The organism is Phenylobacterium sp., assembly GCF_036501465.1.
In the GTDB taxonomy this organism is placed as follows: Bacteria; Pseudomonadota; Alphaproteobacteria; order Caulobacterales; family Caulobacteraceae; genus Phenylobacterium.
Map to the genome: position 1 here is coordinate 65308 of NZ_DASYAF010000140.1, position 22682 is coordinate 87989.

The 22682-nt window shown below is 69.6% G+C and carries 20 protein-coding genes; 13 read left to right on the forward strand and 7 right to left on the reverse strand.

Annotated features, from left to right (window positions below; translation table 11 throughout):
- Positions 1–29: 29 nt before the first annotated feature.
- The gene (locus VGL85_RS15190) at positions 30–1034 is read right to left on the reverse strand and encodes a hypothetical protein (RefSeq protein ID WP_331589802.1); all 1005 of its coding nucleotides are present in this window, start codon (positions 1032–1034) and stop codon (positions 30–32) included.
- A 113-nt stretch (positions 1035–1147) separates the two neighbouring features.
- Positions 1148–2224, reverse strand: coding sequence for a hypothetical protein (locus VGL85_RS15195; RefSeq protein WP_331589803.1), 1077 nt, complete (start codon positions 2222–2224; stop codon positions 1148–1150).
- Between the two features lie 166 nt (positions 2225–2390).
- Between VGL85_RS15195 and VGL85_RS15200 the strand changes: the two genes are divergently transcribed.
- Both VGL85_RS15200 and VGL85_RS15205 read left to right on the forward strand, forming a co-directional pair.
- Positions 2391–2987, forward strand: a complete 597-nt coding sequence (locus tag VGL85_RS15200; RefSeq protein ID WP_331589804.1) for a TetR/AcrR family transcriptional regulator — start codon at positions 2391–2393, stop codon at positions 2985–2987.
- Positions 2988–3053: 66 nt separating this feature from the next.
- Positions 3054–3917, forward strand: coding sequence for a hypothetical protein (locus tag VGL85_RS15205; RefSeq protein ID WP_331589805.1), 864 nt, complete (start codon positions 3054–3056; stop codon positions 3915–3917).
- A gap of 3 nt (positions 3918–3920) precedes the next feature.
- On the opposite strand, the gene VGL85_RS15210 is transcribed toward VGL85_RS15205, so the two are convergent.
- Positions 3921–5201 (reverse strand): cytochrome P450, encoded by a 1281-nt coding sequence (locus VGL85_RS15210; RefSeq protein WP_331589806.1) that lies wholly within the window; start codon positions 5199–5201, stop codon positions 3921–3923.
- Between the two features lie 106 nt (positions 5202–5307).
- Here VGL85_RS15210 and VGL85_RS15215 point away from each other — a divergent pair, with 106 nt between their 5' ends.
- Entirely contained in the window at positions 5308–6123 is an 816-nt protein-coding gene (locus VGL85_RS15215; protein ID WP_331589844.1) for an RNA methyltransferase, read from the forward strand.
- A gap of 57 nt (positions 6124–6180) precedes the next feature.
- Complete coding sequence (locus VGL85_RS15220) at positions 6181–8601, forward strand: ATP-binding protein (RefSeq protein ID WP_331589807.1); 2421 nt, start codon at positions 6181–6183, stop codon at positions 8599–8601.
- Here the strand turns inward: VGL85_RS15220 and VGL85_RS15225 are convergent.
- Entirely contained in the window at positions 8598–9398 is an 801-nt protein-coding gene (locus VGL85_RS15225; protein ID WP_331589808.1) for a class III extradiol ring-cleavage dioxygenase, read from the reverse strand. The genes VGL85_RS15220 and VGL85_RS15225 overlap by 4 nt on opposite strands.
- Before the next feature lie 4 nt (positions 9399–9402).
- A complete protein-coding gene (locus VGL85_RS15230; protein WP_331589809.1) occupies positions 9403–9960 on the reverse strand; it encodes an NAD(P)H-dependent oxidoreductase in 558 nt (185 codons plus the stop codon).
- 301 nt (positions 9961–10261) lie between these two features.
- On the opposite strand from VGL85_RS15230, the gene VGL85_RS15235 reads away from it, so the two are divergent.
- Complete coding sequence (locus VGL85_RS15235; protein WP_331589810.1) at positions 10262–11050, forward strand: hypothetical protein; 789 nt, start codon at positions 10262–10264, stop codon at positions 11048–11050.
- Positions 11051–11685: 635 nt separating this feature from the next.
- Positions 11686–12624, forward strand: coding sequence for a LysR family transcriptional regulator (locus tag VGL85_RS15240; protein ID WP_331589811.1), 939 nt, complete (start codon positions 11686–11688; stop codon positions 12622–12624).
- A 127-nt stretch (positions 12625–12751) separates the two neighbouring features.
- Here VGL85_RS15240 and VGL85_RS15245 read toward each other — a convergent pair whose 3' ends face one another.
- On the reverse strand, positions 12752–13540 hold the full coding sequence (locus VGL85_RS15245; protein ID WP_331589812.1) for an enoyl-CoA hydratase: 789 nt from the start codon (positions 13538–13540) through the stop codon (positions 12752–12754).
- A gap of 41 nt (positions 13541–13581) precedes the next feature.
- On the opposite strand from VGL85_RS15245, the gene VGL85_RS15250 reads away from it, so the two are divergent.
- From VGL85_RS15250 to VGL85_RS15260, 3 genes are all read left to right on the forward strand, one after another.
- Entirely contained in the window at positions 13582–14658 is a 1077-nt protein-coding gene (locus VGL85_RS15250; RefSeq protein ID WP_331589813.1) for an FAD-dependent oxidoreductase, read from the forward strand.
- A complete protein-coding gene (locus tag VGL85_RS15255; RefSeq protein WP_331589814.1) occupies positions 14655–15827 on the forward strand; it encodes an acyl-CoA dehydrogenase family protein in 1173 nt (390 codons plus the stop codon). Before VGL85_RS15250 ends, VGL85_RS15255 begins: the two co-directional genes overlap by 4 nt.
- 72 nt (positions 15828–15899) lie before the next feature.
- Positions 15900–17981 carry a S9 family peptidase gene (locus tag VGL85_RS15260; RefSeq protein ID WP_331589815.1) on the forward strand — a complete coding sequence of 694 codons (2082 nt, stop codon included), beginning with the start codon at positions 15900–15902 and terminating at the stop codon, positions 17979–17981.
- A 54-nt stretch (positions 17982–18035) separates the two neighbouring features.
- Here VGL85_RS15260 and VGL85_RS15265 read toward each other — a convergent pair whose 3' ends face one another.
- Entirely contained in the window at positions 18036–18725 is a 690-nt protein-coding gene (locus tag VGL85_RS15265) for an energy transducer TonB (protein ID WP_331589816.1), read from the reverse strand.
- Positions 18726–18905: 180 nt separating this feature from the next.
- Between VGL85_RS15265 and VGL85_RS15270 the strand changes: the two genes are divergently transcribed.
- The 4 genes from VGL85_RS15270 (at position 18906) to VGL85_RS15285 (ending at position 22648) form a co-directional block, all read left to right on the forward strand.
- A complete protein-coding gene (locus VGL85_RS15270; RefSeq protein ID WP_331589817.1) occupies positions 18906–20585 on the forward strand; it encodes a hypothetical protein in 1680 nt (559 codons plus the stop codon).
- Between the two features lie 75 nt (positions 20586–20660).
- Positions 20661–21185: a sigma-70 family RNA polymerase sigma factor gene (locus VGL85_RS15275; protein WP_331589818.1), complete on the forward strand. Its 525-nt coding sequence runs from the start codon at positions 20661–20663 to the stop codon at positions 21183–21185.
- Positions 21182–21754 carry a hypothetical protein gene (locus VGL85_RS15280; protein WP_331589819.1) on the forward strand — a complete coding sequence of 191 codons (573 nt, stop codon included), beginning with the start codon at positions 21182–21184 and terminating at the stop codon, positions 21752–21754. The genes VGL85_RS15275 and VGL85_RS15280 overlap by 4 nt, the downstream gene beginning before the upstream one ends.
- Positions 21755–21820: 66 nt before the next feature.
- Positions 21821–22648, forward strand: coding sequence for a transglycosylase SLT domain-containing protein (locus VGL85_RS15285; RefSeq protein ID WP_331589820.1), 828 nt, complete (start codon positions 21821–21823; stop codon positions 22646–22648).
- Positions 22649–22682 lie beyond the last annotated feature (34 nt).

Sequence of the window (22682 nt, forward strand, 5' to 3'; positions counted from 1 at the left end):
GTCCGGCGGCCCCTTTTCCTTGCCCGCGGCTAGTCCCCGCCGTCGAGCGGCTCGGGGACGCGACCCTCGGCCTCGGCCTTGCGCGCGCCGGCCAATATGCCTTGCAGGGCGTAGTTGCCTTCGTGACAGGCGTATTCCAGGAGGGAATTGGCCGGCGCGGCGGTCAGCTCCATCTCGCCTTTCCACGGCTGGGTGTAGTTGGCCGGATCGGCCACGGTGAATTCGTAGAGGATGGTCTTGGGCCCCGTGCGGGTGAACCGCTCTTCCACCTGGGCCTGATCGGAGAGGACCACGCCACCGCGCGGAAATTCGCGAGGGTTGAAGCCGGTTGTCTCGACAATCAGGCTCTCGCCCACCCAATGCCCGGTCGAGCGGCCCATCCACGCGGGGACGGCCGCCGCCGGAGGCGTCGCGCGCGCCATGTGGATGATCCGCACGTCATGGGTCATTTCGGCGAGGATGGCGATGTCGTCCCGCGTCTGGACGATCTGCAGATGGGCGTTGAAACCCGGATTGAGGATGGGCGGCCCCGAGGCCAGATTGGCCAGGCATCGCTCATTCAGCGGACGGGTCTCCGGGTCGTCGAAGTTGCGGTTTCCCGCCTGGGTCCGCGCCCGGATCCAGGCCCGCGCGGCGGGCGTATAGGGCAGTTTCCCGTCGCTGGGCTGGACGAGGAACGAGCTACGCGGCTCTCCCCGCACCCGGGCAAGCTTCTGGTCCGGATCGGGGTATTCCGACTGATCCTGACCGACATCGGGAAGCGGCGGCTTGCCGGCCTTTTTCCGCTCGGCCGCCGCCTTCGCCTCCAGCGCGTCCGGATCGTTCTGCAGCCGCTCGAACGCGGCCGCCTCCGCCGGGGTCGGAACGAGCGCCTTCAGGTCCTCGGGCCTTTGCAGCTCCGTGAGCGACAGGTCGGTCCACACGCCGTCCAGCTCCGGCGCCCCGAACGCGTTGCGGGGCGCCCGGTATTCACCGGCGACCGCGCCGCCTGCCGCCAGCAGGCTCAGCAACACCACTGCAGTCGGCGCGTCCAAGAGGCCTCCGCCATGGTCGGTGGCGTGAGTTAGAATATTAGTATTGGAGGGAAATAAGATTTATTCGAGCGGGGCGGAGCGATGGAACGCCGCCCCAGCCCGCGCGGCGCCCGCTACCGCTCGCCCTCTTCCTTCACCTGGCCGCGGTTGCCTTCCATCTCCTTGCCCTGCTTCTCGGCGTTGCGGGCCCCGGCGAGGATGCCGGGCAGGGCGTAGTTCCCCTCATGGCAGGCGTATTCGTAGATGTGGTCCTTGGTCAGGTTCCAGGCGACCTCGCCCTCCAGCGGCGCCTTGAAGGTCGCCGGGTCCTCGACCCGGAACTGATAGAGGATCTGGGTGGGAGAGATGCGCGTCAGCCGCTCGGTCACGTGCATGTTGATCGTGGCGCCGCGGAAGGTCTGGTCGGGCCGGAAGTTGGTGGTGTCGACCACCAGGGTCTCGCCCTCCCAGTGGGCGATCGAGTCGCCCATCCATTCACGCATGCTCGCCGGCGCGTGGACGCCGCCCACGCGGATCATGCGAACGTCGTGGACCATCTCCACCTGCAGGGCGACCTCGTCCTTCGATTGGGCGATGGCGTAGTGGTTGTTGTAGAGCACCGGCAGCATGGGTGGGCCGGAGGTCGAGCCGAAGCCCACCAGGCAGCGCTCGGCCAGGGGGCGGCGTTCCGGGCCGTCGAAGTTGCCGACCTGGGCGTTGCCGAAGGCCGCCCGCTGGCGCGCGGTCCCGCTGTCGGTCATCGGGACCCGGCCATCCTTCGGCGACACCAGGATCGAGGCGCGCGGCTCGCCGGCGATGCGCATCACCTTGGTGCCGGGATCGACCCAGAAGTTGTTGTAGCCGCAGGCGACGCCGGAGAAGCCCTTCACCCCACAGTCCACCTGGTCGACCGAAAGCTTCTGATCGGTGGGCAGGGCGGCCTTGGCGTTGCCGGCGGCGATGGAGCCTTCCAGGGCGGCCACCTCGGCGGCGGTGAGCACCAGCCGATCGCCCAGCTTCGGGTCGCGCTCCAGGCGGGTGATGGTGGCCGTGCCCCAGGTTCCGGAGAGGTCGGGGTGGCCGAAGCCGTCGCGCGGGGCGCGGTAGCCTTTGGCGACGGCGGTCGGATCGGTCAGCGCCAGCGCGGGCGTGGCGCAGAGCGCCGTGAGCGCGGTGCAGGCGAAGGCGATGGCGAAGGCTTTGGACGACATCTCGGACCTCCCTGGGCGGGCGCCGTCTTCGCGGGCGTCTCGCGTGATCCTGAAGCCCTGATGAGGCGCCTTCGAACGCCATTCGACAAGAGAGCGCTTCCTTTCCGCTAGGTGCGGCGCGCATGCTGCCTCGAAGAGCGAGGTCCGACTCGCCGGGGTGAAGGGGATGAACGTCAGGGCCAGGCCCGGATCGATCGAAACCGCCGGGGTGCGCTCGCGCGTGCTGGGGGCCGCGGCGCAGCTGCTCGCGACCCAGCCGGCGGAGGACCTGAGCCTGCGCGTCATCGCTGAGGCCGCCGGCGTGGGCCTGGCATCGATCTACCACTACTTCGCCAGCAAGGAGGAGCTGCTGCTCCACCTCGCCATGGAGGGGTTGGAGACCCTGCGACGCGACATCATGGCCCTGCAGGCCGACCCGGAGATCGGCTCGCCGATGCGCGGCGGGCACCGGGCGTTCTTCAGCTTCCTGCGGACCAAGCCGGCGCTGTTCTCGCTGATGTTCAACGAACGGATGCTGGCGCGCCACGCCGAGATGCGCGAGGCGGAGGACCGGGCGTTCCTGGCCTACCAGGCGGCGGTGCAGGCCGACAGCCGCATCCCGGCGCGCCAGCAGGAAAACGCCGCTCGCGCCATCTGGGCCCTGGGGCGCGGCATGGCGGCGATGAACGCGTCCCAGCCGGACGGCCAACTGCCGCCGGACATCGCCGAGAAGCTGTCGGCGGGCGCGCTCTACCTGATCGACCGCCCGCCGGAAGACGCCTGATCGCGGCGGCGATTAACCGGACTTTGGCGAAGATCGGTCATCCTGCCCGCAAAATAGGGGTGGGTGATGTCGGAAGACCGGACGGAGGCGCGGCCGCGTGAGGCTGGCGCCAAGGACAGGCGTGCGACGGGCTGGTTCTCGGGCGCGCGCCGCGGGCGCAGAACCACGGACCGCGAGGCCGAGGACGCCATGGCCGAGGCCGTTGGCGCGCTCACCCGCCTGGCCGGTATCAGCCAGACGATCCTCGAGACGGTGGAAGGCTCGGCGCTGCCGGCGCTGGACGGCCTGATCGCCCAGACCGGCGCCATGGCGTCCGATCGCCGCCTGGCCGCCTCGGTGCGCAGCCGCATGAGCGACCTCAAGGCTTCGGCGGAGCATCTGCGCGCGACCTTCGCCGCCCTGATCGATCCGGCGATGCTGGCCGACGCCGCGCCGTCGCCCAAGCCCGTGGCCGCGCCGCAGCCAGAGCCGCTCACCACCTTCGCCGAGCTGGCGGACCGGCCCGTCTCCACCGCCGCGACCTGCGGCCTGCGGGTGCTCGCCGTGGAGGTGAACGGCGCCCATCAGCTGCAGCTGCGCGCCGTGCTTTCGCAGATCGGCGCCGAGCCGCAGATCGTCGCCGACGGCGCCGCGGTGATCGACGTCTGGCGCAACGAGCCTTGCGACCTCTTCCTGATCGACCCGGAGATCGAGGGCGCCCTGGCCGCCGCCCAGATGATCCGCGCCGCCGAGGTCAAGATGGGCTGGTCGCCGACTCCGATCGTGGCCCTGGGCGGCCTGCCGGACATGACCGAGGACGAGGCCGCCATGCTTGACGGCCATGTGACCAAGCCGGTGTCGGGCCCCGGCCTGATCGCGGCGATCGAGGCGGCGCTGGCCGCCAAACCCGAGGTCGAGCCGCAGATGACGGTCTTCCGTCAGGTGGCCTAGGGACTAGGCCCGGGCTGGGATCACCACCGGCATGGTCTCGTAGCCCTTCACGAAGGTCGAGAAGACCCGCTTCGGCTCGCCGGTGACCTCGATCACCGGGAACCGGGCCAGGATCTCTTCCCAGATGATCTTGAGCTGCAGCTCGGCCAGGCGGTTGCCCACGCAGCGGTGGATGCCGAAGCCGAAGCTCATGTGGGTGCGCGGCCGCTCGCGGTCGATGATGTAGGCGTTCGGGTTCTCGATCACCTCGTCGTCGCGGTTGCCGCTGACGTACCACATGACCACCTTGTCGCCTTCCCTGATGGTCTTGCCCTGGAACTCCACGTCCTCAAGCGCAGTGCGGCGCATATGGGCGAGCGGCGTCTGCCAGCGGATGGTCTCCGACACCATCGAGGGGATCAGGCCGGGGTTCTCGCGCAGCTTCCGGTACTGATCCGGGTTCTGGTTCAGCGCCAGGATCGAGCCGGAGATGGTGTTGCGGGTGGTGTCGTTGCCGCCCACGGTCAGCAGCACCACGTTCCCGAAGTACTCGCGCGGCTCCATGTTCCGGGTGTCCGGATGGTGCGCCAGCATGGAGATCAGGTCGCCGGTCGGCGCGGCGTTGACCTTCTCGTTCCACAGCCCGGTGAAATAGGCGTGGTACTCGGTGAAGATGCCGAGCTTCTGCTCGATGGTCTCGACGAGGCCGCCGGGCCGGGGCGCGGCGGTCACCACGTCGGACCAATAGGTGATCCGGCGGCGGTCCTTCTGCGGCGCGTCGAACAGGGTGGCGAGCGTCATCGCCGTCAGTTCCTTCGACACCAGGTCGACCCAGTCGAACTCCTCGCCGATCGGCAGGGCGTCGAGGATTGCGCCGGCCCGCTCGCGGATCACCGGCTCCATGTCGATCAGGGCGGAGGGCGAGACGGCCGGGCTCACCGCCTTCCTCTGCACGTCGTGCTTAGGGGGATCCATGGCGATGAACATCGGCAGTGGATCCATGTTCGCCTGGCCGCCGGCGATGGTGATCCCGCCCTTCAGGAAGTCGGACGAGAACTGCTGGTGGTTGGTGTCCGCCGCCATGATGTCGTTGTATTTGCAGATGGACCAGTACGGCCCGAACTCGTGCTCGGCGGTGTAGTGCACCGGGTCCTCGGCGCGCAGGCGCTCGAAGATCGGCCACATGGCGTCGGCCTCAAACAGTTCGGGCTGGGCGGGGTTCAGGCTTTCCAGCGGGGCGGCGTAGGCGTCCTCGCGCGCCTTGGCGCGGACCTCCGACAGGTTGGCGAAATTGCCATCGGCCATGGTGCGTCCTCCCAAGTGAACGGCTTGAACTGAACATCGTATAGATTGGATCGTGACGCCAGAGTCAACTTTGCCGGCTCGCGCGGTCGTGACAGAAGGCGGCGTGCTGAATCCGATCCGCATCGACGATCCGGACGACCCGCGCCTGGCCGATTACCGCCAGGTGCGCGAGCGCGACCTGGTGGGCCGGGACGGCGGCTTCATCGCCGAGGGCGTGGTGGTGCTGGAGAAGCTGGTCGCCGCCGGGCGCCATCCGCTGCGCTCGGTGCTGGTGGCGGAGCAGCGCCTGGCGGCCCTCAGCGAGCGGCTGGGATGCCTGCCGGCGGAGGTTCCCGTCTACGCCGCCGGCCAGGCGGTGATGGACGCGGTGGCGGGGTTCCACATCCACCGCGGCGTGCTGGCGGCCGGGACCCGCGCCGAGCCGTCGCTGGATGACCTCCTCGCCGGCCTGCCTGCGCGGGCGCTGGTGGTGGGCCTGGCCGGGATCGCCAACCACGACAACATGGGCGGCCTGTTCCGCAACGCCGCCGCCTTCGGGGCCGATGCGGTGCTGCTGGACGACGGCTGCTGCGACCCGCTCTACCGCAAGGCCATCCGCGTCTCGGTGGGCGCGGCCCTGACCACGCCCTTTGCCCGCGCCGGGTCGGCCGAGGCCATGGCTGGGAGGCTGGCCAAGGCGGGCTTCGCACTGGCTGCCCTGTCGCCGCGCGGTGAGATCGAGCTGGAGGACTTCAGCCCCGGCCCGCGCACGGCGGTCCTGTTCGGCGCGGAGGGGCCCGGCCTGCCGGCCGCGCTGCTCGGCCGGGCCCGCACGGTGCGCATCGACATGGCGGGCGGCTTCGACTCCCTGAACGTGGCCACCGCCAGCGGGATCGTGCTGCGGCGATTAGTCGTGGCCCGGCGGGGACTTGGCCCGGATTAGAGCCCTTTCTTAACCGGCCGGGGCGCAGGCTTGGCCGTGCTATCTCGGGGAGCATCCATGACCGAACAGGGTCGGCCAACCGCGCCGCTCGGGTTGGAGGAGTCGACCCCGGTCTTCGACCGGGCGCGACGGCTGGCGCGCGCCCTGTTCCCGCACGCCGAGGCCTCGGTGGTGCTGTTGCACGAGGGCCTGGCGTGGCGCAGCCACGAACCCTATGGCGAGGCCCCGAAGAGCGCCCCGATCGCCAGCCTGGCCGCCGAGCGCGGCGAACTGATCTGGCTGGGCGACCTCAGCCAGGACCCCACCTATCGCGATCGCCCCGCGGTCACTCAAGCTCCGTATCTGCGTCTCTACGTCGCCGCGCCGATCCGCCTGGAGGACGGCTCGCGGCCCGGCGCCTTCGTGATCGCCGGGCCTCAGGCGACCCCCTATGACGCCGAGCTGGCTGCGCGCCTGCAGGACCTCGCCGACGTGGTCGCCGACGAGTGGAGCCGGGTTCAGGCCAGGCTCGCCCGCGAGGCCGCCCGGCGCGAAAGCGACATCGCCCAGCGCATGGTCGCCCAGATCATCGACACCGCGCCTCTGTCGCTGCTGATGACCGACGTCGAGATGCGGGTGGTCTCCGCCAGCCCGCGCTGGATCGAGAGCCGCCAGTTGGTCGGCCGCGAGGTGATCGGCCGCTCGCTCTACGATCTGTTCCCCAATTCCCACGTGAAGTGGAAGCCGGTCTACGACCGCTGCCTGGCCGGCGAGTCCGTGCGGGCCGAGCGTGTGCCGCTGGACCGCCCCGACGGCTCCACCATCTGGCTGCAGGTGGAGCTGACCCCCTGGCGCAACGCCACCGGCGAGGTCGCGGGCCTGATCATCAACTCCCACGACGTCACCAGCATGGTCGAGGCGCTGGAGCGCACGGAGCGTTCCGAGGAGCGGTTGCGCCTGGCGATCGAGATCGCCGACATGCACGTCTGGGAGCTGGACTTCCGCCGCCATGAACTGATCACCATCGGCGCGGAGATGAACTTCTACACCGAGCCCTTCGACTACAAGAAGCTGTCCGGCGACATCTGGTCGACCATCGACGAACGTGACCTGCCGCAGGTCAAGGAAGCGTGGCGCCGCCACGAGGAAGAGGGCGCGCCCTATCGCCCCGAATACCGGGTCCGCCGCACCGACGACAAGGAAGTCTGGGTGCAGGGCGCGGTGCGCTACCTGACCGACGACGCCGGCCAGCCGCTGCGGATGATCGGCGCGCTTCAGAACATCACCGAGCGCAAGGCGCAGGAACGCGCCCTGATCCACGCCAAGGAAGAAGCCGAGAGCGCCACGCGCGCCAAGTCCGCCTTCCTGGCCACCATGAGCCACGAGATCCGCACGCCGCTGAACGGGGTGCTCGGCATGGCCCAGGCCATGGCCACCGGCACGCTCGACGCCCAGCAGCGCGGGCGCCTGGACGTCATCCGCCAGTCCGGCGAGAGCCTGCTGGCGATCCTCAACGACGTGCTGGACCTGTCCAAGATCGAGGCCGGCAAGCTGGAGTTGGAACAGGCCGAGTTCGACCTGGAGGAGATCGCGCAGGGCGGAGTGAATGCGTTCACGGCCACCGCCCAGGCCAAGGGCCTGGCGCTGACGCTGAACGTCCAGCCGGCGGCGCGCGGCGTCTATGTCGGCGACAGCGTCCGCGTCCGCCAGATCCTCTACAACCTGATTTCCAACGGCCTGAAGTTCACCGGAAAGGGCGGGGTCACGGTGACCCTGTCGCGGCGCGGCCGGCGCCTCAGGCTACGGGTCGCCGACACCGGCATCGGCGTCGCGCCCGAGAAGCTGGCTGGCCTCTTCCAGAAGTTCGAACAGGCCGACGCCTCGACGACGCGGCGCTATGGCGGCACTGGGCTGGGCCTGGCGATCTGCCGCGACCTGGCCGAACTGATGGGCGGCGAGATCCACGCCGAGAGCACGCCGGGCGAGGGCGCGACCTTCACCGTCGAGCTGCCGCTGGAGCGGATAGCCAACGCGCCGGAGCGCACGTCGCGGCCGGCGGGCGAGGCGACGGCAGCGGTCGAGGACGGGGCCGAAATCCGCATCCTGGCCGCCGAGGACAACGGCATGAACCAGCTGGTCCTGCGCACCCTGCTGGCCCAGGTCGGCATCGAGCCCACCATCGTCGGCAACGGCCGCGAGGCCGTCGAGGCCTGGGCCAGCGAGCCCTGGGACCTGATCCTGATGGACGTGCAGATGCCCGAGGTGGACGGGCCCACCGCGACCGGCATGATCCGCGCCCGCGAGCGGGCCGCGAAGCTCGCGCGCACCCCGATCATCGCGCTCACCGCCAACGCCATGGCCCACCAGGTGGCGGAATACACGACCGCGGGCATGGACGACTTCGTCGCCAAGCCGATCGAGGCGGCGCGCCTGTTCGAGGCGATAGAGGCCGCGCTGGAAATGCGTCGCAAGGCCGTCGCGGAAGCCGAAGCGGCTTAGGCCGCCACGCCGAATTCGTAGCCGCTGAGCGCCACGTCCATGGCGACATCGCGGAACGCCACGCGTCCCGGCTCGCCCTGCGCCGCGCCGGCGGCGACGAACAGGGGCGCCAGGTGCTCCTCGCGCGGATGGGCGTCGCGGGCATAGGGAGCCCGATCCCAGTGGGCGAGGGCGGCGTCGCGGGTCGCCGGATCGGCGATGGCGGTCTCCAGCCAAGCGTCGAAGGCCTGGGACTTGGCGGTGAACGCCGGGCTGAAGCCGGCCATGTTGTGCCAGCTCATGCCGGAGCCGACGATCAGCACGCCCTCGTCGCGCAAGGGTGCGAGCGCCCGGCCGGCGGCCAGGTGCGCCTCAGGGTCCAGGTCATGGCGCAGGGAAAGCTGCACCACGGGAATATCGGCGTCGGGCGTCGCCAGCAGCAGGGGCACGAAGACCCCGTGGTCGTAGCCTCTCTCGACAGCCTCGGCGGTCGAGACGCCGGCCTTTTCGAGCAGTTCGCGCACGCGCTTCGCGAGCGCCGGCGAGCCGGGCGCATCGAAGCGTAGGCGATAGGTCTCTTCGGGGAAGCCGTAGTAGTCGAACAGCATCGGCGGCCTGGGCGAGGAGCCCACGGTGAACACCGGCGCCTCCCAGTGGCCGGAGACCACCAGGATCGCCTTCGGCCGCTCAGGCAGGTTCGCCACCAGGCCCTTCAGCCAGGCCGCGGTCCTGTCCCAGGTGTCGGCGGGGCCCCGCGTCCAGTCCATGAAGAAGCAGGGGCCCGCGCCGTGCGGGATGAAGAGGGTGGGCAGCGTCATCGTCTTACGCCACGTGCTTTTCGATGCCGTCGGCGAAGGTCTGGGCGAAGCCGGCGAGGAACTCGCGGCTGGCCTCGTTGATCAGTTCGCCGCTCTCATCGAACATCTGGGCCACCCCGCCGACATAGGTCTCGGGCTGGTTCACGGTCGGCATGTTCAGGAACACCAGCGACTGGCGCAGCTGGTGGTAGGCGCCGAAGCCGCCGATGGCGCCGGGGCTGTTGGAGACCACCGCCGCCGGCTTGCCGTTCCAGACGCTGTGGCCATAGGGGCGCGAGCCCACGTCGATGGCGTTCTTCAGCACGCCCGGCAGGCCGCGGTTGTATTCGGGGGTCACGAACAGCACCGCGTCGGCGCCGCGCACCTGGTCGCGGAACGCCGTCCACTCGGCGGTGGGCGTAGCCTCCAGGTCCTGGTTGAAGTGCTGCAACTGGCCGATGTCGACGAAGTCGAACTGCAGGTTCGCCGGCGCCACGGTGGCGATCGCCTTGGCGAGCTTGCGCGAATAGGACTCCTTGCGGAGGCTGCCGACGATCACGGCGATCTTGCGGGTCTTGGCCATCTGGATTGCTCCTCGACGCGGTGTTGCGCTGTCGGGCGGAGAGATGGACCCATCACGATGCGTTGATAATCGGGCAATTTCGAACAAGTCCGTTTCCAATTGGGAAATCTCTGCTTGGCTTACCGGAACGAAGATGTTCTATATTTGTTCTTGACCGGTATTCAGATTTAGCGTAGCATCCAGTCTTCGAACTGACGCTGTGCTCGCGCTTTCGCGAGGATCTCGGCTCCAGCAATCGGTCCATTCCACCCTCATGACCGACGCGCCGCTCGCGCGCCTTCGACCTTGCCTGGAGCCTTAGATGATCGACGACGACGCTGATCCCGAGACCCTGGACGCTTGGTACCGCCGAACGCCGGGCCAGATCGCCCAGGCGAAGAACAACGCATGGAACGCAGCCTGGTCCGCCCTGCGGACGCCCGAAGATCAGGCGTATGAGACCGACGACGAGACGGCGCCTTCCGGTTCCGCGCCCACGCCGCCCATCGAAACGGACTACGGCGCACCTCCCGAATCGGCGGTGACGGGCGATGCCGTCGATGCCGCAGCGAGGACGCCGCCGCCGCCGAAGACCGCCTGGGCGAACCAGGACCTTGGATTTCTGGATGTCCTGTCGAGCGGCGAGGCGCCGGGCTATGACATCCTGGCCACCGCGCCTCATCAGCCGCTAAGACACATACCCCTCGGGCCGGATGGCCAGACGGACTACAGTCGCCATCCCAACAGTCTGCTCAAATACACCGACAGTTCGGGTAAGGTTGTGAAGACCACGGCGGCGGGACGCTATCAGATCAACAATCCGACCTGGGATGGACTTGTCCAAAGCCACCCCGACCTCTCGGATTTTACGCCCCTGAATCAGGACAAGGGAGCGTGGTATCGCGCGGATGACGCCTACCGGGCGGCAACCGGCCGCGATCTTAGTGGCGATCTGGCCGACGAGAAATATTGGCCGCAGATCGCTGCGAACCTGAACAAAATTTGGATATCGCTACCGGGCGGAGGTCACGGCGCAATGAGCCAGGAACAATTCAATCAACGCTTGCGCGACGCTACCGCCCGCTATCGCGATCCCTATCCCGACGACTAGAGAGGGTAGGGGTAACGATCCTTGGCGGAGTAGTGATGTCCATCCCAGGGCCAGCCGCGCGGGGCGGTGTCGATGTTCGTATTGCGAACGAAGAAATCGCTCATCTGGAAGCCGCCCCGAGCGTCCGGCAGTAGGCAGTCGATGTAGGTCCGATGGATGGAACAGGAAACTTCGCTGACCTCAATCTCCGCGCCCGGCGCCAGGACCTTTCGCGCGGGAGACGTTTCATCCACCCCTCGGATCGCCATAGGGTCATTGTAGTCCAACCCCTCAAAATGGGGGGCGCATACGAACTGCGCGCAGAGGATGAGAACCTGGCGGTTGGAACAGCTCATCCTGTCGCCTAGGACCCTACAGGTCACCTTCCGGTCAGGCGTCGTATAAAGCCCGTCCTCCAGATGGACCGACCGGTGGGTGCGGAGGCGCCGCTTGCCGGCCGCATCGGTAGCGCTTGCAGACACTGCAACGGCCACGACAATCAGGACAGTTAGGCCACGGACCATTGGTCCCTCCCTGCACTCGACATTATCGGAACGAAGGGGGAACGCAAGGCCTGGCTGCTCAGCGCATACATCCCGCTGTCGATAATCTCTGGGACATCGTCCAGTTTATTGCCGATTGGGATATAATTCCCCATGGACCGCTTCGACGAGATCAACGCCTTCACCGCGGTGGCCGACGCGCGCAGCTTCACCCACGCCGCCCGGCGGCTCGGGGTGTCGTCGGCCCAGGTCTCCAAGCTGGTGGCCAGGCTCGAGAACCGGCTCGGCGCGCGGCTGCTCAACCGCACCACCCGCGACGTCTCGCTGACCGACACCGGCCGCGCCTATCTCGAACGCGCCCGCAACCTGGTGGAGGAGTTCGAGGCCCTGGAAGGTTCGGTGCGTGACCAGAGCGGGCCGCGCGGCCTGCTGCGCATCTCCGCGCCCGTGTCGTTCGGCGCGAACCAGCTGACGCCGGCCCTGCTCGATTTCGCCGCCGCCTACCCGGAGGTCTCCATCGATGTCTCGGTCACCGACCGGATGGTGAACCTCGTGGAGGAAGGCTTCGACGTGGCGGTGCGGATCGGGGACCTGCCGGATAGCTCGGTCATCGCCCGCAAGCTGGCGCCGGTGCGGCTGGTCACCTGCGCCTCGCCCGCCTACCTGCAGGCGGCCGGCGCGCCGGCGAGCCCGCAGGACCTCGCCCGGCACGAGGCGATCCTCGACAACAACATGCGCGATCCCACCATCTGGACCTATGGCGGCGGCGTCGACCGCCAGGAGGTTCGGGTGCACGGCCGGCTGAAGTTCGGCGGCGCCGACGCCTGCGTCGCGGCCGCCCGCCGGGGCCTGGGGATCACGGTCACCCCGGCCTTCGCGGCGGCCGACGACCTGCGCGCGGGCCGCCTCACGGCGCTGCTGTGCGCCTACGAGCCCCAGCTCATCCACGTCCACGCGGTCTATCCGCACGCGCGGCACCTGGCGGCCAAGGTGCGGGCGTTCGTGGATTTCCTGGCGGACCGCTTCGCGGGCGAGCCCGAGTGGCACCAGGGCTGGGGCGAGATTCACGCCCACGAACTTACTTCAACATGACCGTCATCGCCGGGCTTGTCCCGGCGACCCATGAACGCCGACGCCGGGGGAGTCTGTCGCCTTGGCGTCGAACCAGGTTCTCCGTCGCCTGAGATCATGGGTGGCGGGACAAGCCCGGCCATGACGATCAGGATTTTTTCGGCGCCGCGCGGTCGGTGAGATAGCGGGCCATGGCCCGGCGCGGCTCCTCGCCCCGCCAGGCGTCCTCGAAGGCGTCGACCCCGGCGGCGATGGCGTCGGTGGTGGATGCGTCCTCCCAGCGGCGGATCAGCGCCTTCTGCAGGCGCACCGCCTGCGGCTCGGCCTCCAGCAGCAGGTCCAGCAGATGGTCGACCGCGGCGGTGAGCCCGGCGGCCGGATGGACCGCCTCCACGAAACCCCAGGCCAGGGCGTCCGCGGCCGTGAAGGTCTCGCCGGTCATCAGGATGCGCCGCGTGCGGCCCCAGCCGATCAGTTGCGGCAGCAGCGCGGCCTCGACCACCGAGGGGATGCCCAGCTTCACCTCCGGCATGCCGAAGGCGGCGGTCTCGGCGGCTAGGCGCATGTCGCAGGCCGCGGCCACCTCCAGCCCCGCGCCCAGGCACCAGCCGTTCACCGCCGCGATCACCGGGACGGGCAGGTCGCGGATCGCGCGGCAGCAGGCATGGACCTTCAAGATGAAGGCGCGCGCCTCGGCGGGCGATGCGATGGCGGCCATCTCGTCGATGTTGGCGCCGCCGATGAAGGCCTTGTCGCCGGCGCCGCTCAGCACCACGCAGCGCAGGTCGGGCTCGCCGGCCAGAGCCTCGAAGATCACCACGAACGCGGCCATCACCTCGCTCGAGAGGCTGTTCAGCTTGCGCGGGTTGTCGATGGCGACGTGGGCGATCCGGCCGCGCGGGCGGGTTTCGTGGCGAAGGGTGACGAGATCGGTCATGGCGCCCTTGATTTCATGTCCGTGGAGGGCTGGAAAGGCGCATGAGCCGGGGCGCGCAGGTGATCGTGGCGGGGGCTGGCGCGCTGGGCCTGAGCTCGGCGCTGGCGCTGGCCGACGCCGGTTGCGCGGTCACGGTATTTGATCCCGAAGGCTTCGGTCGCGCCTCGTCGGTCGCGGCGGGAATGTTGGCCCCGGCTTTCGAGAGTGCGCTTGAACCCGAGATGTTGGTTCAGGCCGACCTGCTGTTCGCCGCGCGGAATCAGTGGGCCACTCTGGAAGCGCGCGTTGGCATTACGTTGGACAGGTCCGGCGCATTGGCGGTTGGCGACGACGCGTGGCTCGACGCACAGATCGCTGCGCTGGCACGGCTCGGCGTACGTCCGACGGAGGTTGGCCGGGCAACAATCGACGCCTTGGGACCAAATGTGTCGCCCCCGGACCCGTTCGAGACCATAGCGCCCAAAATTTCACCGGCCCTGCAAAGGGGTCTTCTGGTACGCGAAGACTGGCGATTGGAGCCAAGGCCGACGCTCGTCGCGCTGCGCAGGGCTTGTGAAGCCTCGAGCGTAGTTTTCCGGGCCGAGCGGGTGACGGAGTTGGCCACGGCTGACGTCTTGGTGTTTGCGGTGGGCTACGACCGAGGGCTGGCGAGCCTCGCGCCCGAGTTGGATGTTTTGGCGCCGATCAAGGGCCAAATCCTGCGCTACGGCGACGTGAAGGGGAGCGGTGTCTCCATCCGCTCACCCTGGGGCTATGCGGTTCCGTCTTCGGAGGGGCTGGTGTTCGGCGCAACGATGGAACCGGGTCGATCGGATCTTGAATTCGACGCTGAAGCGTTCGGGGATCTCGTCGCCGGATCTGGAAAGCTGTTCGCTCACGGGGACGCCCACGCCTACAAAGCGGAACGGGGCATTCGCGCAGCCACACCGGATGGCCTGCCGCTTGTGGGCTGGTCTACGTCGCCGAACGTGATCCTCGCTGTCGGCGCGCGGCGCAACGGCTGGCTGCTCGCGCCGCTGGTCGCTGAGGTCGTGACGGCTTGCGTGACGGGGCGTGATCCCGGCCCCTATGCGGCCCGCCTCGATCCTGCGAGGTTCAATCCCGGGAAGGGCGCATGACCACGGCCTACGGCTTCACCGACGACCAGCAGGCGATCCGAGAGGGGGTGCTGAAGCTCTGCGCCCGCTTCGACGCCGAATACTGGCGCCGGACCGACGAGACCGGCGACTTCCCGGAGGCCTTCGTGGCGGCGATGGCGCAGGCCGGGTGGCTGGGCGCGGCCATGCCGGTGGAGCTGGGCGGCTCGGGCCTGGGCCTCACCGAAGCCGCCATCGCCATGCAGGCGGTGGCCGAAAGCGGCGCGGGCTTCTCCGGCGCCAGCGCCCTTCATCTGAACATCTTCGGGCCCATGCCGCTCGCGAAGTTCGGCACCGAGGAGCAGAAGCGGAAGCTGATCCCGCGGCTGATCGCCGGCCAAGACAGGATGTGCTTCGGCGTCACCGAGCCCGACGCCGGCCTCGACACCACCAGCCTCTCGACCCGGGCCACCCGCACCAACGACGGCTATGTGATCCGTGGCCGCAAGATGTGGACGACCATGGCCCAGCGGGCGACCAAGATGCTGATCGTGGCCCGCACCACGCCGCGCGCCGAGGTCAAGAAGGCCACCGACGGCATCAGCCTGTTCTACGTCGACTTCGACCGCGAGAAGATCGCCGCGACCCCGATCCCCAAGATGGGCCGCAAGGCCGTGGAGTCGAACGCGGTGTTCATCGACGACCTGCACGTGCCGGCCGACGCCCTGGTGGGCGAGGAGGGGCGCGGCTTCTACTACCTGCTGGAGGGGCTGAACCCGGAGCGGGTGATGATCGGCGCCGAGGCCGTGGGCCTGGGGCGCGCGGCGCTGAAGAAGGCCGCCGCCTACGCCAAGGAACGCGTGGTGTTCGGTCGCCCGATCGGCCAGAATCAGGGCGTCGCCCATCCGCTGGCCCGGGTCTGGGCGGAGCTGGAGGCCGCCAACCTGATGGCCTTCAAGGCCGCCGCCCTCTACGACGCCGGGCAGGATTGCGCGGCCGAGGCCAATGCGGCGAAATACCTGGGCGGCGAGGCGGGGTTCCGGGCCTGCGAGGCCGCGGTGCTCGCCCACGGCGGCATGGGCTACGCCAAGGAATTCGACGTCGAGCGCTATTTCCGCGAGGCGATGATCCCGCGGATCGCCCCGGTCAGCCGCGAGATGATCTTCAACTTCATCGCCGAGCGGGTGCTGGGTCTGCCCAAAAGCTATTGAGGCGAAGAGTTATTGAGGGGGAACAAGGGTATGCGTGGATATCTTGTGGCCGTTTCTGCCGCGGCTTTGCTCATGGGGACCGCGGCGAGGGCTGCGGACGGCTTCAGCGTCGCCGACGCCCTGGCCTATCCCTTCACCCTGGGGCTGGTCAGCGCGTCGAAGGCCGATGTCGTCGCCTGGGTGCGCGTCGTGAAAGGCGTGCGCAACGTCTGGGCGGCGAGCGGGCCGGACTATGCGCCGCGCCAGGTGACCCAGTTCACCGCCGATGACGGCCAGGAACTGACCCAGCTCACCTTCTCGCCGGACGGCAGGACCCTGGTCTTCGTGCGCGGCGGCGACCACGACGCCAACTGGCCGGCCGCCGGCAACCTGGCGCCCGACCCGGCCGATGCGACCGAACAGCCGAAGGTCACCCTGTGGCTTGCTGATCCCACCGGAGCCAAGCCGGCCGCGAAGATCGCCGAGGGCGACGCGCCGGCGGTCTCGTCGAAGGGCGAACTCGCCTATGTGAAGGACGGCGCCGTCTGGACCGCGAAGCTGGACGGCACGGGCGCGAAGAAGCTGTTCTTCGATCGCGGCAAGGACAGCGAACTCGCCTGGTCTCCGGACGGCGGCAAGCTCGCCTTCGCCTCGGCGCGGGACGGCGACCACGCCTTCATCGGCGTCTTCTCCGGCGAAGCCCAGCCGCTGGAGTGGCTCGCGCCCTCGACCAGCGTCGACCGCGAGCCGGTCTGGGCGCCGGACGGCGCGCGCATCGCCTTCACCCGCCAGCCAGGCCGCGGCGGCGCGCCGCCGCCGATCCTGACCCGTCAGCCGCGCCCCTGGGCGATCTGGACGGCCGAGGTGGCGACCGGCGCGGGCAAACAGGTCTGGAAGAGCGGCGAGGACCTGCACGGCTCCTATCCGGACGTGGCCGGCCAGGCGAACCTCGACTGGGCGGGGAACGGGGCCCTGACCTTCCTGTCGGAGGCCGACAACTGGCCGCACCTCTACGCCGTGCCGGCGAGCGGCGGGGCGGCGAAGCTGCTGACCCCGGGCGCCTTCATGGTCGAGCACATGGCCCGCACCCGCGACGGCAAGGCGATCGTCTATTCGGCGAACACCGGCAAGGACCCCGACGACAATCAGCGGCGCCACCTTTTCCGGGTCTCCACGGACGGCGGCGCGCCGGTGGCGCTCACCGCCGGGACGACCCTGGAATGGAGTCCGGCGACGGTCTCCGGCGGCGTGGCCTTCATCGGGGCCGATGCGAAGAACCCGCCCGCCGTGGACGTGATCGCCATGAGTGGCTCGGGCCGCAAGCAGCTGGCCGGCCAGGCGCCGCCGGCCGAGTTCGCCGGCGCGAAGTTCGTGGTCCCCAAGAAGGTGACCTGGAAGGCGCCGGATGGCTGGACCATCGAGGGCCAGCTCTTCCAGGCCCCCGGCGCCAAGGCCACGCCCGGGGTGATCTTCGTCCACGGCGGCCCGCCGCGGCAGATGATGCTGGGCTGGTCCTACATGGACTACTATTCGAATTCCTACGCCGTGAACCAATACCTGGCGGCGCACGGCTTCACCGTGCTGTCGGTGAACTACCGCCTTGGCATCGCCTACGGCTGGGACTTCCAGCACGCGCCGCAGGGCGGGGCGGCCGGGTCGTCGGAATACCAGGACGTGGCCTCCGGCGGGCGGTTCCTGCAGCAGGTCCCGGGCGTCGACCCCAAGCGGATCGGCATCTGGGGCGGCTCCTACGGCGGCCTGCTGACGGCGCTGGGCCTGGCGCGCAACTCCGACCTGTTCAAGGCCGGCGTTGACTACCATGGCGTCCACGACTGGTCGCGCAGCATCGCCCGCCAGTATGGCGCGCGCCTCGACCGCTATGAGAAGGGCGACCTGGCGGCGGCCATGGAGACGGCCTTCAAGGCCTCGCCGGACGCCGACATCGCCACCTGGACCTCGCCGGTGCTGCTGATCCAGGGCGACGATGACCGGAACGTCCATTTCGCCGAGACCATCGACCTGGCCCGCCGGCTCCACGCCAAGGGCGTGGATTTCGAGGAGCTGGTGATCCCCGACGAGATCCACGGCTTCCTGCGCTATGCCTCTTGGCTCAAGGCCGACACGGCGACCGCCGAATACCTGACCCGCAAGCTGGGCGCCCAGCCGGCCAGGTAGGCCGATTGGGAGAAGCCGAAGGCCCGGCCGGGCGCCCAACAAGATCAGCTTCAGTCAGCGGACGCTGAAGCGGATCGGGATCTGGACGGTCGCGCCATCCACCGGCTGGCCGTCCTGGGTCTGCGGGCTCATGCGGAACAGCCGCGCGAGCTTCAGCGCCGCGGGTCCGAAACCGGCCTCGACCGGCGTCTCGGCGGCGACGCGGCAGTTCTGCACCGTGCCCGTGGCCGTCACCTGGCAGGCCAGGGTGGCCGAGCCGCTGATGCCCATGCGGATGGCCCGGTCGGGATAGGCGTCGGCCATCTCCGCGCCGGTCGGCTTCTTCAGCCAGTTGGGGCTGACGATCACCGGCGGCGGCTTGGGCTTGGGCGTCGCGTCGGCGAGCTTGATGGGGCCGGGATCCGGCGCCGGGTCGGGCCTCGGAACCTCGACATTGAGCGGCGGGATCGGCGGCAGGTCGTGCAGCTCGGTGTCGTGGAACTTGATGGGCGGCGGGTCGTGGGGCGTCCGGGGTTGCGGTGGCGCTTCGGGCGGCGGCGGAGGCTTGTAGATCGTGGCGATGATCGGGTTGTCCGAGGTCTCGACGATCGGCGCCGGGCCCACGAACTTGGCATAGGCCAGATAGGCCAGGATCACCGCGTGGGCGCCGATCGAAAACATGATCGCGGCGCGCATGTGCGGCGGCATGCGCCGGGCCGGGCGGGCGTCGGCGAACCAGAGGGGGAGGGCTTCGCGAATGACCATGGGCGGACTCCATTCGTATCACACGTGTAATAAATTACGCTTGTGAAAACGATCGTCAAGCGGAGTTTCCGAAACCCTGCGCCGGCCTGAAATCCGGGTTCGGGCGTTGTTCATGTTGGAGGACCGATGATTTCCCGGTTCGAGTTGGGAACGGTGAAGCTAACGAGGGGTTAGAGCGCCATGTCACACCGCTTGATCCTGCTGACCACCGTTGCGGCCGCGAGCCTGGCGCTCGCCGCCTGCAACAAGACCGATGGAACCCAGCCGGCCACCGGCGCGCCGATCGCCAGCCTGCCGCTGGCCACCGCCGCCCCGCCGCCGGAGAGCGCCGCGCCGCTGCCGCCGGCCCTGCCGCCCGCGCCGCCGATCGTGCGCCTCGCGAACCCGCCGCGGCCGGTCTACGGCTATGTGGACGCCGCCTATCAGCTGAACGACGCCTTCGCCGACAGCCCGCCGGACTACACCGTCGACTACCAGGGCGAGGCGCCGTGGGTCTGGCGTTCGGACGACGGCGAATACCGGGTGGTCGAGGACACGCCCGACGGCGAGCGGATCTACTATTACCGCAGCGACAGCGAATACCCGTTCTTCGTGCGCGACCCGCATTACTGCTACGCCTACGACGATGGCCAGCTCGTGGAGGTCTACGACAGCTACGGCCGGCCCTATCAAGACTATGGCCCGGCCCTGATCGAGATCGCTGCCCAGTACCTGTTCCGGGCGCGGAACCTTCACTACGCCGTACTCCACGACCAACGCCGCGCCGCCTATGCCGCCGACTGGCGGGCGCGCCGCGACGACATGCTGGTCTACCAGCAGCGCTGGCGCGAAGAGCGCGACCGCAATACTGAGTGGCGGCAGGTCCACGACCAGCTTGCCCAACAGCAGCAGCCGCGCTTCGCCGCCCTGCAGCAGGAGCGCGCCCACCGCCAGGCCTACGCCCAGCGCACCGCCGCGGTGGTCGCCGCCGCGCCGCAGGCGCCGCGTCCGCTGCCGCCCGGCGAGGCCCGGCCCGGCTTCGCGCGCAACGGCCCTGGCAATGGTCCCCAAGGCGGTCCTGCCAACGGTCCGGGCTTCGAGCGCAACGCCGCCGAACGCGCCCAGGCCGAGACCCAGGCCCGGCAACAGCGGATGCAAGCGCAGGCCGCTCAGCGCGGCCAGGCGGAGGACCAGCGCCGGCAGGCCGAGCTGGCCCGCCAGCAGCAGACTGGGCAACGCGCCGCCCAGGACCAGGCCGCCCGGCAGCTGGCCGCCCAGCAGGGCCGCGACCAGCAACAGCGCGCCCAGGCCGAGAACCAGAGGCGCCAGGCGGAGGCCAACCGCACCGCCCAGGCCCAGCAGCAGGCGCACGACCAGAAGGCGCAGGCGGAGGTCGCGCGTCAGCAGCAACAGCAGCAGCATGCGCACGACCAGCAGCAGGCGCAGGCGGCCAACCACGCCCGCGAAGACCAGGCGCGGCAGGCCCAGGCTCAGCAGGCCCAGCGCGCTCAGGCTGAGGCCGCCAACAACCGCGCGCACGAGGACCAGGCCCGCCAGGCCCAGCGTGCGCAGGCCGAGGCGGCCAACCACGCCCGCGACCAGGCGGCGCATCAGGCTCAGGCCCAGATGGCGCAACAGCGCCAGCAGGCCGAACAGCACCAGCAGCAGGCGCAGGCGGCCCAGCAACACGCCGCCGAAGCCGTGCAGCGCCAGGCCCAGGCGGCCCAGCAACATTCCGCGGAGGCCGCTCAGCAGCATGCGGCCGAGGCGTCCCAGCGCGCCGCCCAGCAACAGCAGCGCCAGCCACAGCCGCATCCGCCGCAACCACATCCCGGTGGCGGCGGCAAGCCGGACGACAAGCACAAGGACCAGCCGAAGTAGCGGCTTCCTTCGCCGCGGCCTGTAAGACTTCCCGCCTCCCGACGACTATCTGGTCGAACGGAGCAGGGGCAGGCTTTGGACCTGAGCCAAGGACAAGATGAGCGCTACGCCGTGGCCGCCGCCGAGTTCGGCGCGGCGGTCGAGCGACTGGCGCGCGGCTACGAGGCGAATCCCGAGGCCCGCCGCGACCTGGTGCAGGACATCCACCTGGCGCTCTGGCGGAGCCTCAGCGCCTTCGACGGCCGCTGTTCCCTGCGCACCTGGGTCTACCGCGTCGCCCACAACACCGCGGTCAGCCACGTGCAGCGCGGCCGCCGTTGGCGCAGGGAGGGGCGCGCGACGCTGGAGGAGCTGGAGCGCCTGCCGGACGCCGACGACCCGGAAACCGCCGTGGGCGAGCGCCAGGCGCTTTCGCGGCTGATGGCGCTCATCCAGGCGCTGGGGCCGCCCGACCGCCAGGTGGCGCTGCTCTACCTCGAAGACCTCGACGCCGCCGCGATCGGCGAGATCACCGGCCTTTCGGCCGGCGCCGTCGCGGTTCGCATCCACCGCCTGAAGGCGCTCCTCGCGCGCCGCTTTGCTGAGGGAGGCCGCGCATGAGCCAGCCGCCTGACGACCATCTGAAGGCCCTCTGGCAGGGCCAGGAACCGGAGATCCCGAACATGACCGTGCAAGCCGTCCGCATGCTGGTGAAGGACAACCAGGCCAGGGAGCGCCGCAATGTCGTCTGCTGTCTCATCGTAGCGGCGGTCGTCGTCTGTATCTTCGTGGTGCAGGCCTGGACCGCGATGAACACCCTCCTGCGGGTGGCGGACATCGTCATGCTGGCCTGGGCGCCGATGATGCTCTGGATGCAATACCGCCGCTGGCCGCGCCGGACGCCGGGCGTGGAGGCCTCCGCTCAGGGGCTGGTGGACTTCTATCGCGCCGAGGTCGTGCGCCAGGCGCCGGACCTGCGGCTGATCGGCCTGTCCCTGGCGCCCCTCGCCGTCGGCATGGGGTTGCTGATCGCTGCGGTCTGGGACAAGGCCCAGCGCCTCCATCCGTCCCCGCTGTGGTTCCTGGGCGCTCTGGTCGTGCTCTGGGTGGTGGTGGTGGTCACGCAGCTGCGCCGCAGTCGCCGCCGCCTGACCGAGCGCCTGCGCGACATCGACGCCCTGCGCGGCTAGGGAGGTAGGCAAATTCTGCAGGATGGTTAGCGGCGCATTAACCACGATCCTTCAGGACTTCGGGCCATGGCTTCAGTCGAGGGCATTCGCGGAGTCGTCGAGCAGGCGATCCAGCGCGCGTCGCAGGCGACGGGCGTGGACTTCGGCTTCCTGCTCAAGACCGCGGGGCGCGAGAGCGGCCTGAACCCGGCCGCCAAGGCGGGCTCGTCCTCGGCCGCCGGCCTCTTCCAGTTCGTGCAGCAGACCTGGCTGTCGACGCTCAAGCAGCACGGCGCCAAGCACGGCTACGCCCGTTACGCCGACCTGATCGGCAAGGGCGCCGACGGCCGCTACTACGTCAGCGGCTCCGAGGCCAAGCGCGCGGTGATGGACCTGCGGCTCGACCCGCACGCCGCCGCGCTGATGGCCGGCGAGCTCACCGCCGATTCCGCCGCCTACCTGAAGGGCCGCACGGGGCGGGCGCCCACGGCGGGCGAGCTCTACGCCGCCCACTTCCTGGGCCCACAGGGCTCAGCCAAGCTGATCGAGGCGGCGGAACGGCAGCCCGGCGCCAGCGCGGCCCACCTGTTCCCCGACGCCGCCCACGCCAACAAGGCGATCTTCTACCCCGGCGGCCAGGCGGCGACCGTGGGCCAGGTCTACGCCAACCTGACCAAGGTGGCGGGCTCCGCGGCCCCGATGGACCCGCCGCCCGTCCAGCCGTCGGAAGACGGCGGCTTCATCCAGTACGCCTCGGCCCGCAACGCCGACCACAAGGCCCAGGAGCAGGAGGTGATCGCCATGATCCTGCGCGGCTCCGAGGCCAGCGACGAGATGGGGGTCGGCGCGCGCCTCACCGGCTCGCTGTTCACCAGCGAGATGCTGAAGGTCCTCTCGGAGAGCAAGCGGAGCTGAGGCGGCGCCGGGCCGCACGGCTTTTCGCTTCTAA

Coding starts and splice junctions, on each gene's coding strand:
- VGL85_RS15195 (WP_331589803.1), bottom strand. CDS start 2,224: ATGTCGTCCAAAGCCTTCGCCATCGCCTTCGCCTGCACCGCGCTCACG.
- VGL85_RS15200 (WP_331589804.1), top strand. CDS start 2,391: ATGAACGTCAGGGCCAGGCCCGGATCGATCGAAACCGCCGGGGTGCGC.
- VGL85_RS15205 (WP_331589805.1), top strand. CDS start 3,054: ATGTCGGAAGACCGGACGGAGGCGCGGCCGCGTGAGGCTGGCGCCAAG.
- VGL85_RS15210 (WP_331589806.1), bottom strand. CDS start 5,201: ATGGCCGATGGCAATTTCGCCAACCTGTCGGAGGTCCGCGCCAAGGCG.
- VGL85_RS15220 (WP_331589807.1), top strand. CDS start 6,181: ATGACCGAACAGGGTCGGCCAACCGCGCCGCTCGGGTTGGAGGAGTCG.
- VGL85_RS15225 (WP_331589808.1), bottom strand. CDS start 9,398: ATGACGCTGCCCACCCTCTTCATCCCGCACGGCGCGGGCCCCTGCTTC.
- VGL85_RS15230 (WP_331589809.1), bottom strand. CDS start 9,960: ATGGCCAAGACCCGCAAGATCGCCGTGATCGTCGGCAGCCTCCGCAAG.
- VGL85_RS15235 (WP_331589810.1), top strand. CDS start 10,262: ATGATCGACGACGACGCTGATCCCGAGACCCTGGACGCTTGGTACCGC.
- VGL85_RS15240 (WP_331589811.1), top strand. CDS start 11,686: ATGGACCGCTTCGACGAGATCAACGCCTTCACCGCGGTGGCCGACGCG.
- VGL85_RS15245 (WP_331589812.1), bottom strand. CDS start 13,540: ATGACCGATCTCGTCACCCTTCGCCACGAAACCCGCCCGCGCGGCCGG.
- VGL85_RS15250 (WP_331589813.1), top strand. CDS start 13,582: ATGAGCCGGGGCGCGCAGGTGATCGTGGCGGGGGCTGGCGCGCTGGGC.
- VGL85_RS15255 (WP_331589814.1), top strand. CDS start 14,655: ATGACCACGGCCTACGGCTTCACCGACGACCAGCAGGCGATCCGAGAG.
- VGL85_RS15260 (WP_331589815.1), top strand. CDS start 15,900: ATGGGGACCGCGGCGAGGGCTGCGGACGGCTTCAGCGTCGCCGACGCC.
- VGL85_RS15265 (WP_331589816.1), bottom strand. CDS start 18,725: ATGGTCATTCGCGAAGCCCTCCCCCTCTGGTTCGCCGACGCCCGCCCG.
- VGL85_RS15270 (WP_331589817.1), top strand. CDS start 18,906: ATGTCACACCGCTTGATCCTGCTGACCACCGTTGCGGCCGCGAGCCTG.
- VGL85_RS15280 (WP_331589819.1), top strand. CDS start 21,182: ATGAGCCAGCCGCCTGACGACCATCTGAAGGCCCTCTGGCAGGGCCAG.
- VGL85_RS15285 (WP_331589820.1), top strand. CDS start 21,821: ATGGCTTCAGTCGAGGGCATTCGCGGAGTCGTCGAGCAGGCGATCCAG.